Below are 14,905 nucleotides of genomic sequence, written 5' to 3' on the forward strand. Positions count from 1 at the left end.
GAAAACAGCCTTTTTATATAATGGAACGAGTGCGGAACATGCTTTGGACCTGAAAAAACTGTTTCCAGTCAACGTATAGTGCCTGAGCTGGCTTTTCCACCCACTTTGATTATATCGTTGTTAAAAGTTTAATCCCCTTCACAATATTCCATATAACCACAATGATATTTATGATTCCAACAACTAGGAAGCTTCCAAAAAATACAGTTAAAAAGGCACCTTCTGATAGGTTTGAAAAACCACTAAACACAACGATCCCAATCATAGCCACGACCGATATAAAAGGAACGATATGAGAAACAATCGCTTTTTTAGCATGCTGCTTTACCTCGTTATGATCGACAATAAAATAGATGGCAATCGGTAAAAGAAACGGCGCAAAAAACACACTAAAATAATTTAACGATGCAATTAATTTATTGGTTTTATCCAATTCTTCTTCACTCTCCTTAGTTTTAATACGATTGGCAGGAGGTTAAGGTTTCAGTATTTTCGTTTTTAGCAAAAAATTCCCACATTTACTTTTATGTGGGATCATTATTTCTTAGTCCTTTTTCCTTCAGAAGTGCATATTTCGTATACTCCAATCATCTTAGTATTCATATCTCTTGGTCCTAATGGACAGCACTTAATAGTTTGTGATGTTAATTGGACATTATCTAAGCTAAATAAAAAACAGCACCTCCAATTGTTAGGTATGTCTTACAATTGGGGTGCTGTTCAAATCTAGATGCTCTCTATACATAAACACTTTTTATTCTATTGAACAACTTCCTCTTTTTCTTTTATCAGTTTTTTCATCCGTTCCCTGTCACGCTCAATGACTGGTTTTAAATATTTTCCTGTATAAGACTGGTCATTTTTAATGAGGTCTTCTGGTGTTCCGACTCCGACAATTTGTCCGCCCTTGTCTCCGCCTTCTGGACCTAAATCAACGAGGTAGTCTGCTGCTTTTATGATGTCAAGGTTATGTTCAATGACTAAAACAGTATCACCGTTTTCTACAAGTCTTTGCAATACCTTCAATAGTCGGGCGATATCGTCAACATGAAGGCCTGTTGTTGGTTCGTCAAGAATATACATCGACTTGCCATTTGAACGACGGTGTAATTCTGAAGCTAGCTTCACCCTTTGTGCTTCTCCGCCGGAAAGAGTTGTTGCCGGCTGGCCGAGTGTGACATACCCTAGACCGACATCATAAAGTGTTTGCAGTTTTCGTTTAATCTTTGGAATGTTTTCAAAGAATGAAACAGCATCCTCTACAGTCATGCCAAGAATTTCTGAAATATTTTTGCCTTTATACGTGACTTCAAGCGTTTCACGGTTATAGCGTTTGCCATGACAAACTTCACAAGGGACATACACATCTGGCAGAAAGTGCATTTCGATCTTAATGATTCCGTCGCCTCGGCATGCTTCACATCTTCCGCCTTTGACGTTAAAGCTAAAGCGTCCCTTCTTGTATCCGCGTACCTTTGCTTCATTTGTTGTTGAAAACACATCGCGAATATCATCAAACACACCAGTGTATGTGGCAGGATTTGATCTTGGGGTACGACCGATTGGCGATTGATCAATATCAATGACTTTTTCTAAATGTTCAATTCCTTTAACCTCTTTGTGTTCACCAGGCTTCGTTTTTGCACGATTAAGCTTTTGGGCAAGTGATTTATGAAGAATTTCATTGACAAGTGTACTTTTTCCAGAACCAGATACACCAGTTACGGCAATAAATGTTCCTAGAGGAAATTTCACACTGACATTTTTAAGGTTGTTTTCCTTTGCCCCTTTCACTTCAATAAAACGTCCATCAGGCTTTCTGCGCTCAACTGGAAGTGGAATGAATTTTTTCCCAACTAGGTATTGACCTGTTAACGAATTTTCATCGTTCATCACCTCTTCAGGTGTACCGACAGCGATCACCTGACCGCCATGAATGCCTGCACCAGGACCAATATCGATTAAATAATCGGCGGCGATCATCGTATCTTCATCATGTTCAACAACGATTAATGTATTACCAATATCACGCATATTTTGCATCGTTTGAATGAGACGATCGTTATCACGCTGATGCAGGCCGATTGACGGCTCATCTAATATGTATAAAACACCGGTAAGTCGTGAACCTATTTGTGTAGCAAGTCGAATTCGCTGTGCTTCTCCTCCAGATAACGTTCCTGCAGCACGATTCAATGTTAAATAATCAAGTCCAACATTATTTAGGAACCCTAATCGCTCACTAATTTCTTTTAAAATCAAGTTAGCAATTTGTACTTCTTTTTCCGATAATTGGACATTTTTAAAAAATGTTAACAAATCCACAACAGACAATTTCGTTATTTCACCGATATGATTTCCATTAATTAAAACGGCAAGCGTCTCTTTCTTCAAGCGATATCCTTTACAAGTTGGGCAGTTTTGCTGCCCCATATACTTTTCCATTTGCTCACGTATATAATCTGAGCTTGTCTCTTTATATCGGCGTTCCACGTTGCGAACTACACCTTCGAATACGATATAGTTCTCGCGGATTTGTCCAAAATCGTTTTCATAACGGAAATAAATCTCTTCTCCGTCACTGCCGAATAAGATTTTATCAAATAAGTGTTTCGGAATATCCTTCACAGGAACATCCATATTAATGTCATAATGTTGGCAAACAGCTTGAAGTAATTGCGGATAATATTGAGAGCTTGTTGGCTCCCATGGTGCAATTGCATGTTGAGTAAGCGTCAGATCTTTGTTCGGAATAATAAGATCTACATCTACTTCAAGCTTTGTTCCAAGCCCATCACATTCAGGACATGCCCCAAACGGGCTGTTAAATGAAAACATTCTTGGTTCAAGCTCGCCTATTGAGAAGCCGCATTGCGGACATGCATGATGTTCACTGAAAAGCAGCTCCTCTTCACCAATAACATCAATAATGACTCTTCCTTCACCAAGGCGTAATGCAGATTCAAGTGAGTCGGCTAAACGTGATTCTACCCCTTCTTTGACGACGATCCGATCAATGACTACTTCGATCGAATGCTTTTTATTTTTATCTAACTCAATATCGTCTGAAAGCTCTCCCATTTCGCCGTCTACACGAACACGCACATAGCCTTGTTTTTTTATATCTTCAAATACCTTTACATGTGCACCTTTTCTCCCTGATACAACAGGTGCGAGGATCTGAAGCTTTGTCCGCTCAGGATACTCTAAAATTCGGTCAACCATTTGTTCAATTGTTTGCGATGAAATTTCGATTCCATGGTTGGGACATGTCGGCCGTCCTACTCTTGCATACAAAAGACGCATGTAATCATAAATTTCCGTTACCGTTCCGACTGTTGAGCGCGGATTGCGGCTCGTTGTTTTTTGATCGATTGAAATCGCTGGTGAAAGTCCTTCAATCGCATCAACATCAGGTTTATCCATTTGTCCAAGGAATTGACGCGCATAGGCAGATAATGATTCAACATAGCGGCGCTGCCCTTCTGCATAAATGGTGTCAAAGGCTAGAGATGATTTGCCTGAACCTGATAGACCGGTTATGACAACAAGCTTATCGCGCGGAATGGTAATATCAATATTTTTTAAGTTGTGAGCACGTGCTCCTTTTACAACGATATGTTCCATTGCCATTATCGCTTCATCCTTCCGCTTTTAGCTCTAAAATTAAATCACGCAGCTCTGCAGCACGTTCGAAGTTCAGTGCTTTTGCTGCTTCCTTCATTTCGATTTCCATTTCTGAAATCACTTTGTCGCGTTCTTTTTTCGTCATGCCTGTCAGTTTCTTTGCAGGAGATGTATCATACTCTTCATGCTCCTCTGCAGCCACTGTGGCACGAATCACATCTCGTATACCTTTTTGAATCGTTTGTGGTGTAATACCGTGTTTTTCGTTGTACAGCTGCTGAATTTCCCGACGGCGCTTCGTTTCATTTAAAGCAAGATCCATTGAGTTTGTCATCTTGTCGGCATACATGATGACATGACCTTCAGCATTACGTGCAGCACGGCCGATCGTTTGGATTAGTGAACGTTCTGAACGTAAAAACCCTTCTTTATCCGCATCAAGGATTGCAACTAATGAAACCTCTGGAATATCTAATCCTTCTCTTAACAAGTTAATTCCAACAAGAACATCATATGTACCGAGCCTGAGCTCGCGGATAATTTCGATCCGTTCTAATGTTTTTATTTCTGAATGCAAGTAATTTACTTTTATCCCAATCTCTTTTAAATAGTTCGTCAAGTCCTCAGACATTTTTTTCGTTAATGTTGTGATAAGCACCCGTTGATTTTTTTCAACTCTCGCCTGAATTTCACCGATCAGGTCATCAATTTGTCCCTCGATTGGACGGACATCAATGGTTGGATCAAGCAAGCCTGTTGGACGAATAATCTGCTCAATCATTTCTGGCGTATGGTCGATTTCATATGGACCAGGTGTTGCAGAAACAAAGATGATATTTTCAATATGCTTCTCAAATTCTTCAAAACGCAGCGGACGGTTATCCATTGCTGATGGCAGTCGGAAGCCATGATCGACAAGCACCTGCTTGCGGGCCTGGTCACCATTAAACATACCCCTAACCTGAGGTATACTAACATGTGACTCGTCAACGACGATTAGAAAATCATCTGGAAAGAAATCAAGCAGTGTATATGGCGTTGAACCTGCGGGACGAAGTGTTAAATGACGTGAATAGTTTTCAATCCCTGAACAAAATCCCATTTCTCTCATCATTTCTAAGTCATATCTTGTTCTTTGCTCAAGACGCTGTGCTTCTAGAAGCTTGCCGTTTTCACGCATTTTCTCTAATTGCTCCTCAAGCTCTGCCTCGATATTGATGATCGCTTTCTGCATTTTTTCTTCTCTTGTTACGAAGTGGGACGCAGGGAAAATGGCTACATGCTCACGCTCCCCCATAATCTCGCCTGTTAACGCATCAACCTCACGAATCCGATCGATTTCATCGCCAAAAAACTCGACACGAATACATTGCTCATCCCGAGATACCGGAAAAATTTCCACTACATCACCGCGGACGCGGAATGTACCTCTTCGGAAATCAATATCATTCCGTTCATATTGGACGTCTACTAGTTTTCTTAATAATTGATTCCGCTCGATTTCCATGCCTGTTCGTAAACTTACCACAAGCTCTTTATATTCCTCAGGCGAACCGAGACCATATATACACGAAACACTGGCAATAATGATGACATCCTGACGCTCAAATAATGCCGATGTAGCTGAATGGCGCAGCTTATCAATTTCATCATTAATGCTTGCATCTTTTTCAATAAATGTATCTGTTTGAGGTACATATGCCTCAGGTTGATAATAATCATAGTAACTAACAAAATATTCAACCGCATTATTTGGAAAAAATTCTTTAAACTCACTATATAGCTGCCCAGCTAACGTTTTATTATGGGCAATAACCAATGTTGGTTTATTGACTTCTTTTATCACATTTGAAACAGTAAAGGTTTTACCTGTACCTGTTGCACCTAACAGTGTTTGATATTTTTTTCCTTGCTGAATTCCCTCGACAAGCGACTGAATAGCCTTAGGTTGATCACCCTGCGGCTTGTATTTTGAGACTAATTCAAATTGCTCGCTCACGCATAAGCCCCCATTCAGAAAGATTCAATAGTAGTAGTTTACCACATTTAACTGGAAAATCACTAGAAATACGAACTAAAGTTCGCATTTATTTTATTCACATAGAAATGAATTCATTTGATTTGATATACTTCGGTTGGATTTTGCAACTTGAGGAATGATTTTTGCAACTTTCTCTGATAATCTTGCAAATTGGATCATTTATTTTGGAGCAATGATCATAATCTTGCAACTTTTCAATTTAGCGTTATGAACAGAAAAAGAGCTCCTTCTGGCAGCTCTCTTCTTTCTATTAGTATATCTCCTTTTGGACAGACTCAAACCTGCTACTTCCTTAGTAACTGTGCCTTCATTTTTCGGGCATAAATAAATCCGATAACGAGCGATGTCATGTCCAGTACAATGATGAACGGATTATCTGTATAACCTTTTACATATGAAGCGATCAGCAACGCAGCGGTTAAAGCTGTGCCAACATAGTGGTTATAGCATACACGTGTAAACAAATTGACGAGTAAAAACGGTAGTATCAACGCCAATATTACTTTTAAAACCATGAATGTTCTCCTCTTCAAAAGGTAATCGTGTTAGATAGAAAGGGTATAAAAGAAGACGGAATCCTCTTTTTCATAGTCTAAGCTTTCATAAAGTGCTTGTGCTTTATGATTATCCTTTGCGGTTTCTAGCAGAATCCCGGCTGAGTTGGTTTCCATCGCGAACTGTTTCGCCTGATTCATTAAGGCTCTGCCGACACCATGACGACGAGAGCTTTCATTAACAAATAAGTCATTTAGCAGCCATTTTCGTTTCATTCCTACTGATGTGAAAATTGGGTATAATTGTACAAACCCCAGCGGTTTTTTACCATCAATCGCTAGAAAAATAACGGATTCATTCCCTCTTATTCGAGCTGCAATAAATTCTTTCGCACTCTCTCGATCAGATGGTTGTCCGTAAAAAATTCTGTAATCATTAAATAAGGCCGTGACATCGTCCAGTTCCTTTAAGGTCGCTTGAATAATATCCAATGTTTTCCCCCGCTTATGTAAGAAATGTGTTTTTCTAGTCATGTTACTCATTATCTTATCATGCATAATGGAAAAATTCGCCGGTTACCCTTTGTTTTCCTTCATTTAAAAAGGCTAATTCCGAAGAATCAGCCTAAAACATGATCGTTAAGATGTGATACCTTGATAGTCATTTTCCTCTAACAGGTCAACTAGCTCAATTTCTTTTTGATTTTCTAAGAAGTATCTTAACGTGAATTCATTTTCAAATAACACGGCATATGCTCCATAGCGATCGCGAACGAGCATACTTCTAGAATCAAAGAAACGTTTTTCAAACTTCTCGCTTTTGATCCAACGCGGAATTCTTTCACCAAGTGAAGTGAACTCGATTTCCACATTGTATTCAGCCTTCATTCGATATTCAAATACTTCAAACTGAAGCTGACCGACAGCGCCAAGGATCATCGAATCATTCAACTCTTGTCTGAATAACTGGATCGCTCCTTCTTGAACAAGCTGTTCGATTCCTTTTCTAAATTGCTTTGCTTTCATGACGTTTTTCGCTTGCACACGTTTAAATAGTTCTGGCGGGAACTGCGGCAGCTCTTCATATTGAAACTGGCCTTTTCCTTCAATTAAGGTATCGCCAATTTGATAAATATTTGGATCATAAATCCCAATAATATCACCGGGGTAGGCAACATCTACGGTATCGCGGTCCTTCGCCATAAATGCCTGTGTTTGATTTAGCTTAATTATTTTATTTGTACGGCTAAGGTTTACACTCATTCCGCGCTCAAACTTTCCAGAACATACACGGAAAAAAGCAATTCGGTCACGATGCGCCGGATTCATATTCGCTTGAATTTTGAAGATATAACCTGAAAATTGATCCTTCTCTGGTTCGATCAAGCCTTGATCCGTTTTACGCGGCTGCGGTTGTGCAGCAAATTGTAAGAATGTATCAAAAAAGGTTTGCACACCGAAGTTTGCTAACGCACTACCAAAAAATACAGGTGTTAGCTCTCCTTTTTTCACACGCTCAGGCGAAAATTCATTTCCAGCCTCTTCAAGAAGTTCAATTTCACCTAATGTATCCTGATAGACAGGTTCATCTTCTAAGCCATGCTCTGAAATTTCACTTATAGGAAATACTTCCTCTTCCTCGTCACCTTTGAAACGGACAAATTGATCATTAAATCGATCATAAATTCCTAAAAATCGTTTCCCGCTGCCAACAGGCCAATTCATTGGATAAGACTCAATCCCAAGTACTTCTTCAATTTCTGATAGCAATTCAAGAGGATCTCTGCCTTCACGGTCAAGCTTATTGATAAACGTAAAAATAGGAATACCTCTCATCCGACAAACCTTAAACAGCTTAATTGTTTGCGGCTCAACACCTTTTGTTGAATCGATAATCATCACAACACTATCAACTGCTGTTAATGTCCGATACGTATCTTCACTAAAATCTTCATGTCCTGGAGTATCCAGAATATTGACATGGAAATCATGATATGGAAAGCTCATCACACTGGACGTTACAGAGATACCACGTTTTTTCTCGATCTCCATCCAGTCTGACGCAGCAAATTTACCCGTTTTTTTTCCTTTTACTGTCCCTGTCGAACGAATAACCTGCCCAAAATATAACAGTTTTTCTGTTAACGTCGTTTTACCGGCATCTGGGTGAGAGATGATGGCAAACGTACGGCGCTTATTTATTTCATTTTGTAAACTCATTAGCACTAACCTCTTTTTATTGAATTCGTCTCTCAAATATACTACAAAGAGCTCAAAGAAACAATTTGTTATCCTATAAGGAAAACATCTACTAAATTGCACAGATCATTACATTATATTATGTTATAAAGTTTCCTTCCGAGCATCATCCATTTTCCCGCCAAACAAAAAAACAGGAGTCTCACCTGCTTTTCATTGACCATATTTTTTTTTCTTGATTTCTTCACTTGTCCGGCTATCTTCAAACTCAAGCATATCCCATGTACTTTTGTAGCGGTATTTCTTTCCCCACACCGCTATAAGGATTTTGAGAGTCGTAATCAGACTTAAGATACAAAGTGCGATAATGAGAAATAAGATATCATCCATGAATGTTCCCCCAATCCTATTTAAACATATATATGTCAAATCATTAGGGAATATTCGAGTATTTGAACCTTCATGACAGGTGTATCGCGTCACAACAAATAAAAAGGCCTGACATAACAAAGTCAGACCCTTTTACACTACCTTATTCTTCTTCAACTAATGTTTTTTTTCGACGAAGCTTACTTAACATTTCATAAACAATCGGTACGATGACGAGTGTTAATAGAGTTGAGCTTGTTAGACCGCCGATAACCGTTACGCCAAGTCCTTTTGAGATCATTCCGCTGCCTTCAAAGCCTAGTGCTAATGGAATTAATGCACCAATTGTAGCGATAGCGGTCATAAGAATTGGACGCAGACGAGTTGTACCAGCTTCTAATATTGCCTCACGCGTACTTAATCCTGCTTTTTCCATATGAATCACTCGGTCTATTAAAACGATCGCGTTTGTCACAACGATACCAATTAACATTAACGCTCCAATCATGGCATTAATACTTAATGTTTCGCCTGCAATTAAGAGCCCTACAAGCGCACCAATGACTGTAAATGGTAATGAGAACAGAATCGCAAATGGCGCTAAACCTCCGCCGAATGTAATAACAAGAATGAAATACACGATCGCAATCGCTGCTAGCATTGCCAAGCCTAGTTGTGTGAATGATTCTTGAATATCTTCTGTTACCCCGCCCATATTAATATCGATTGAAGATGGAACATCTAAATCATCAACCTCTGCTTGAACATCAGCTGATACTTTTGCTACATCATCTGTCTTAATTTCTCCTGATACTTGAACATAGATTTTGCCATCACGTCTTGTAACAGTATCAGATGTTTCGCCTTCTTTTACATCAACAACATCACCAATCTTCACTTCTTTTCCTAATGGTGATTGGATCGTTTGATCTGTAAGATCATTAACTGTTTCATATGTTTCTTCTTCTACTTGAAGATACACATTTAACTCTTCTCCATCTTTTTCAACCTTTGTTAAGACAGGACGTTCTCTCGTTGGGCTAAGTTCCATCCCAATTTGTGCTGCAGTTAAGCCAAGCTTGCTTAGTTCATCTTGATTTGCAACAAATGTATATTCCTCATATGTTTCTGCTAAACTTGATTCAACATTTTTTAAATCTTCATGTCTTTCCATGATTTCTTGTACATCTTCTACGACAGGTTCAATCTCTTCGACACTATCACCATATATATACATGGTGATCGCATTGCTTGCTCCTGCTGAAGCAAAGTCTTGTGAAGCCCATTCTCCGCCACTTTTTACTGTTTCTTGTAAATCCTGAATAACCGTTTCCTTTTCTTCGGTAAAGTTTTGTGTATCATCCTCATATTCAATAAAGAAGACCGCACTATTTGTGTCACCAGGATTCATCGGGTTTTCACTGCCTAATGAATATTGAACTGTTTTGACATTCTCTCGATCTAAGAAGAAGCTTTCTGCCTTTTCCGTTTGTTCTTCTGCCGATTCTCTCGTTTCACCTGGCTCTGGTTTATACGTGACCATCAGCATTTTTTCCTCTTCAGATGACAGGAAGCTGACCCCAATAATCGGAATAAGGAATAAACTGCCAACTAACAATATAATCGCAATGGATGATGTAATGATTTTATGATTTAACGTCCAGTTTAAAATTCGGCGGTATGCTCCGGTGAATTTCCCTGGTTTGTGTTCATCATGCTTGATTTTCTTGCCTTCACCGTAAAGGTTTTTCTTAAATAAGCTATGTGCCATCATCGGAACAATCGTAACCGCCACTAATAATGAGGCTAATAATGCAAATACAATTGTTAACGCAAATGGTAAGAATAATTCTCCAATCATCCCTTTAACAAGTGCTAATGGCAGGAATACTGCGATTGTCACGATTGTTGAGGACATAATCGGCATGAACATTTCCTTCGTTGCCTCACGTACTAGTGCTTTCCCTTTTAAACGTTCTCCTTTAAGAGACATTCTTCGATATATATTTTCAATAACAACGATTGAGTCATCGACTACACGGCCAATTGCGACAGTCATTGCCCCAAGCGTCATCATATTTAAGGTGATATCCATTTGATTTAACAAGATAATCGCAATTAACAATGATAATGGAATGGAAATAATCGAAATTAAGGTTGATTTAATATCTCTTAAAAAGATAAGAATAATCACAACTGCGAAAAGTGCCCCAAATGCAGCTTTACTTAACATTGTGTTAACAGACTCTTCAATAGGTGTTGCTTGATCAAGGGTATAAACAACATCCAAGCCTTTTATGTCTTCCTCAAACTTATCTAATTCTTCTACAACTTCTTTCGCAACTTCAACCGTATTTGCATCTGTTGCTTTCACAATCTGAATACCAATCGCTTCTTTTCCATTCGTTTTGGAAATGGATTCTGCTTTTCCAACCAATTTGATATCGGCAATTTCAGAAAGCTTTACTGTTGGTATTTCTGTTGGCGCAGCTGGAACCTGCCCTGCTGCTTGGCCGCCTTGCGCTGACTGAACAGTCATATCAGTCGCTTGATTTCCTTGTATTGCCCCCTGACCAGCTCCTTGAGAGGATGGCATAACAGGGATTTCTAGATTTTTCAAATCTTCTATGCTCGCAATATTTCCATCGACAATAACTGATTTCTCAGTTTCTTCAAGTGTATATAAGCCTAGAGGAAAATTAACGTCTGCTCCTTTAATAAGGTTTTGTACCGTTTCTTCATCAAGACCATATTCCTTCATTTTTTCATCATTAAAGGTGAATTGTACTTCTTCAAGCTGCTGACCAGATACTTGAACAGAAGAAACACCGTCCACCCCTTTTAAAGCAGGTAAAATGTCGTCCTCGACAATTGTTGTAAGCTCAGCAAGTGATTGCTCGTCATTGGCAATACTTAACGCTAAGATTGGAAAAGCATTTAAGCTGAGTCTTGCTACATCAGGCTCATTTGCTCCCTCTGGTAATTCAATATCTGCTATAATGTCTTTTAATTCATCCTCTGCTTCATCCATATTCTTTTCAAATCCATATTCGACTTGAATTGATGAGGCATTTTGAAAAGAGTTTGAACTAACAACATTTACACCGTTTAGGTTTTGAATAACTTGTTCAATCGGTTCTGAAACCTTATCCGCTACCTCTTCAGGTGTTGCACCCGGATAAACCGTTGTAACTGTTATGACAGGTGTTGTAATATTAGGAATGGTTTCCAGCTTCATATTTAACCCGGAGTAAAGACCGGCAACTGTGACAATAATCGTCAGAAGCCATACTGCAAACTTGTTTCTTAGAACAAAATTAATTATGCTATTCATATTATCCTCCAGCTCGTATTTGGTTAATTGACTAATCGGTCACAATAACTAATAATATAAATGACCGGTCGTTCACAGTCAATATAAACTGAAGTGTTCAGACATTAATTTTTTGTAAATGTGAACAGATGGTGATGATTCATATAGTGTTTCCCTAAAAAAAATCATTCAGCAGCTTATTACGATATAAAACTCTTAAGGAGAAATTGATAAAGATGAAGGAAAAGGAAAAGAAAATCATTGAAGCTGGAATTAGTCTTTTTGCTAAAAAAGGCTATTCATCAACATCCATACAAGAGATTGTGGATGCCTGTGGAATTTCAAAGGGGGCATTTTACCTTTATTTCAAATCAAAAGAGGCACTCATGTTAGCCGTCTTTAAATACCAGTTTCAATCGATTCAAGAGCGACTTGATTCACTGGCCTTAGATAATTTATCACCTCGTGAAATATTTATTGCCCAGTTAGAGGCACAGCTAGCAGAGATATACAAAAATAAAGAGTTTATCATTATGCAAATTCGTGAACAAGCCATTCCTCTGAATCCTGAAATAGAAGCGTTCATTCGAAAAATGAGCCAGGAAATTGGAAGCTTCTATCATTCTTCACTGCTAGCTATTTATGGCGAAAAAGCGGCCAAGTATGTGTTTGATTTAAACATGATTCTCCAAGGAATTACTCATGCCTATGTCAAGCTGATGATGTTTGATAAGGCAAACGTGGACCTGCGAAAACTATCAACCTATATACTAAATAGAATGGATGATTTGGTTGCAGGATATATTCGATCAAATGAGGAGCCTATTTTAACAGATGATTTTGTCAATCAATTGTCTGAACTCTACCCGGAACCGAATAAAGAGGATGTCATAAGACACATAAATTTAGCGAAGGATCGAATCAAGCATGAAGACACGATCATAACACTTGATGTATTAGCGGAGGAAATCATGCTTGATTCACCGCGAATTCCTGTGATTCAAGGGATGTTAGGCAATATTAAAAATGAGCCGACATTACAAAGCATTACCGCAATGATTGAAAAGTTTTTTAAGCTTGATACAAAATAAAGGGGAAGTTCGCCCATTCCCCTTCTTTTTTATCGGCTGTTTTCGCAAACTTTGTTGCTATTTACCAAGTCGTGCGGTGCTCCCGCAGGAATCTCGCAATCTGCTCCAATCAACCTTAAATAGTTTTCGCTTTAAAACCAACAATCTCTTAGAAAGGAGCCTTTTTATAAAATCGGTGAAAGCAAACGAGAGACTGATTCCTTACATTTAATCCATCTTCCACGTTGATGGTAAGCCTCTAATGTTAGCTCCTTCGATCGTGCAATATCTTCTTGGAAAACGTCTGCAAGGTTTTTGGCAATCTCTGCATCATACATAAACGCATTCACCTCAAAATTTAATTTAAAGCTTCTCACATCGATATTTGCTGTCCCTACTGACGAAATGTCGTTATCAACGACAATTGTCTTCGCATGAATAAATCCATTTTCATAAATATAAACAGTTGCCCCGGAGGTTAGCATTTCCCCTATATAGGACATAGTAGCCCAATAAACAAACGGGTGGTCCGGTTTGTTCGGAATCATTAATTTCACATCTACTCCTGATAAGCAGGCGATTTTTAATGCGTCAAGCAAGCTTGCATCAGGAATAAAGTATGGTGTTTGAATGAGAATGGTTTTTTTCGCCGCGGAAATCATTTTGATATACCCGTGCTTTATCTGCTCCCATTCTGAATCAGGACCGCTTGTGACGATTTGCAGGCTGCTGTCACCTTCAAACGACAGCTTCGGAAAATGTTCCTGTAGGTATGGAATTTTTCGTTTGTGTGTTGCTTGGTTCCAATCTAAAATAAAACGGGTTTGAATCGCAAAAACGGCAAAACCTTGAATTCTTAAATGTGTGTCACGCCAATAACCGAATTTTGGATCCAGTCCTAAGTATTCGTCACCAACGTTAAAGCCGCCAACATACCCAATTCTTCCATCAATGATGACAAGTTTTCGGTGGTTACGATAGTTAAGCCGCAAATTGATCCACCTTAGCTTTGAGGGGAAAAACACTTCCACTTCTCCTTGTGCTGCTCTCAGTTCAGCAAAAAAAGATTTTCGCAGACTTCTAGAACCTAAGTCATCGTACAATACCCTTACCTTCACACCTTGCTTTGCCTTTTTCGCTAACGCCTCTACAAGCCGTTTTCCCAGCTGATCATTTTTTAAAATATAATATTGCAAATGGATATGGTCCTTCGCATGTTCAATATCCTCAAACAATCGATCAAACTTGGCTTTTCCATCTGTAAACAGTTCGACATGATTATTAGGTGTTAAAACGGCATCATTATTCATCAGGTGCATATAAATGAGCTGCTTATACTGTCTCTCTGTCTCATTCCGAAAATCAAACGTATCGTCGCGAATATGTTCCAGCTGTTCTGTAAGTAATTTGTCAATCCCAAGCTTTTTGCGATCCTCCCATTGAAACATATGGTATCGACTTAAATTTTGTCCAAAAAGAAGATATAACACAAACCCGAGCAATGGAATAAAAAACAGTACAAGTAACCATGCCCATGAAGAAGATGCATCTCTTCGTTCACGAAAAATGACGACAATCGCAAATGACATATTAAGTAAAATAATGATTCCAAGTATAATTGTGACAATTTGCATGTCTATGCCCCTCTTCTCATTTTTTATCTAGCGTGGTTTATTTCTTATAGTATAGCGTGAAAAAAATTTTTCCTCATATGGGTTGAACTGATTTTGGGAATAATTTTTTTGATTACACTGTGAGAAAAATCTTTAGTATGATAAAATATCTCATAATG

General features: G+C 38.7%; 10 protein-coding genes. 1 reads left to right on the plus strand and 9 read right to left on the minus strand.

The annotated features are described in order from the left end of the window. Nucleotides 1-109: 109 nt before the first annotated feature. The 8 genes from GMB29_RS24090 to GMB29_RS24125 form a co-directional block, all read right to left on the minus strand. Nucleotides 110-433 carry a magnetosome magnetite crystal formation protein family gene (locus tag GMB29_RS24090; protein ID WP_136352403.1) on the minus strand — a complete coding sequence of 108 codons (324 nt, stop codon included), beginning with the start codon at nt 431-433 and terminating at the stop codon, nt 110-112. Between the two features lie 326 nt (nt 434-759). Then, nucleotides 760-3,633: an excinuclease ABC subunit UvrA gene (uvrA, locus tag GMB29_RS24095; protein ID WP_136352402.1), complete on the minus strand. Its 2,874-nt coding sequence runs from the start codon at nt 3,631-3,633 to the stop codon at nt 760-762. A gap of 7 nt (nt 3,634-3,640) precedes the next feature. Continuing rightward, on the minus strand, nt 3,641-5,626 hold the full coding sequence (gene uvrB, locus GMB29_RS24100) for an excinuclease ABC subunit UvrB (RefSeq protein WP_136352401.1): 1,986 nt from the start codon (nt 5,624-5,626) through the stop codon (nt 3,641-3,643). A 326-nt stretch (nt 5,627-5,952) separates the two neighbouring features. Continuing rightward, entirely contained in the window at nt 5,953-6,183 is a 231-nt protein-coding gene (locus tag GMB29_RS24105) for a CsbA family protein (RefSeq protein ID WP_136352400.1), read from the minus strand. A gap of 30 nt (nt 6,184-6,213) precedes the next feature. Beyond that, nucleotides 6,214-6,654 (minus strand): GNAT family N-acetyltransferase, encoded by a 441-nt coding sequence (locus tag GMB29_RS24110; protein WP_136352446.1) that lies wholly within the window; start codon nt 6,652-6,654, stop codon nt 6,214-6,216. Between the two features lie 147 nt (nt 6,655-6,801). Continuing rightward, complete coding sequence (locus GMB29_RS24115; protein ID WP_136352399.1) at nt 6,802-8,382, minus strand: peptide chain release factor 3; 1,581 nt, start codon at nt 8,380-8,382, stop codon at nt 6,802-6,804. Nucleotides 8,383-8,574: 192 nt separating this feature from the next. Then, entirely contained in the window at nt 8,575-8,751 is a 177-nt protein-coding gene (locus GMB29_RS24120; RefSeq protein ID WP_155443942.1) for a hypothetical protein, read from the minus strand. A gap of 142 nt (nt 8,752-8,893) precedes the next feature. Continuing rightward, entirely contained in the window at nt 8,894-12,064 is a 3,171-nt protein-coding gene (locus tag GMB29_RS24125) for an efflux RND transporter permease subunit (RefSeq protein WP_136352398.1), read from the minus strand. A gap of 215 nt (nt 12,065-12,279) precedes the next feature. On the opposite strand from GMB29_RS24125, the gene GMB29_RS24130 reads away from it, so the two are divergent. Further along, nucleotides 12,280-13,134, plus strand: a complete 855-nt coding sequence (locus GMB29_RS24130) for a TetR/AcrR family transcriptional regulator (RefSeq protein ID WP_136352397.1) — start codon at nt 12,280-12,282, stop codon at nt 13,132-13,134. Nucleotides 13,135-13,298: 164 nt separating this feature from the next. On the opposite strand, the gene cls is transcribed toward GMB29_RS24130, so the two are convergent. Further along, nucleotides 13,299-14,747 carry a cardiolipin synthase gene (cls, locus tag GMB29_RS24135; RefSeq protein ID WP_136352396.1) on the minus strand — a complete coding sequence of 483 codons (1,449 nt, stop codon included), beginning with the start codon at nt 14,745-14,747 and terminating at the stop codon, nt 13,299-13,301. Nucleotides 14,748-14,905: the final 158 nt, after the last annotated feature.

Source organism: Metabacillus sediminilitoris, from assembly GCF_009720625.1.
GTDB classification, from domain to species: domain Bacteria; phylum Bacillota; class Bacilli; order Bacillales; family Bacillaceae; genus Metabacillus; species Metabacillus sediminilitoris.

What these genes read in the sequence shown, in the direction of transcription:
- uvrA (WP_136352402.1), bottom strand. Translation starts at nt 3,633, where the DNA reads ATGGCAATGGAACATATCGTTGTAAAAGGAGCACGTGCTCACAACTTA.
- GMB29_RS24105 (WP_136352400.1), bottom strand. Translation starts at nt 6,183, where the DNA reads ATGGTTTTAAAAGTAATATTGGCGTTGATACTACCGTTTTTACTCGTC.
- GMB29_RS24125 (WP_136352398.1), bottom strand. Translation starts at nt 12,064, where the DNA reads ATGAATAGCATAATTAATTTTGTTCTAAGAAACAAGTTTGCAGTATGG.
- GMB29_RS24120 (WP_155443942.1), bottom strand. Translation starts at nt 8,751, where the DNA reads ATGGATGATATCTTATTTCTCATTATCGCACTTTGTATCTTAAGTCTG.
- cls (WP_136352396.1), bottom strand. Translation starts at nt 14,747, where the DNA reads ATGCAAATTGTCACAATTATACTTGGAATCATTATTTTACTTAATATG.
- GMB29_RS24115 (WP_136352399.1), bottom strand. Translation starts at nt 8,382, where the DNA reads ATGAGTTTACAAAATGAAATAAATAAGCGCCGTACGTTTGCCATCATC.
- GMB29_RS24130 (WP_136352397.1), top strand. Translation starts at nt 12,280, where the DNA reads ATGAAGGAAAAGGAAAAGAAAATCATTGAAGCTGGAATTAGTCTTTTT.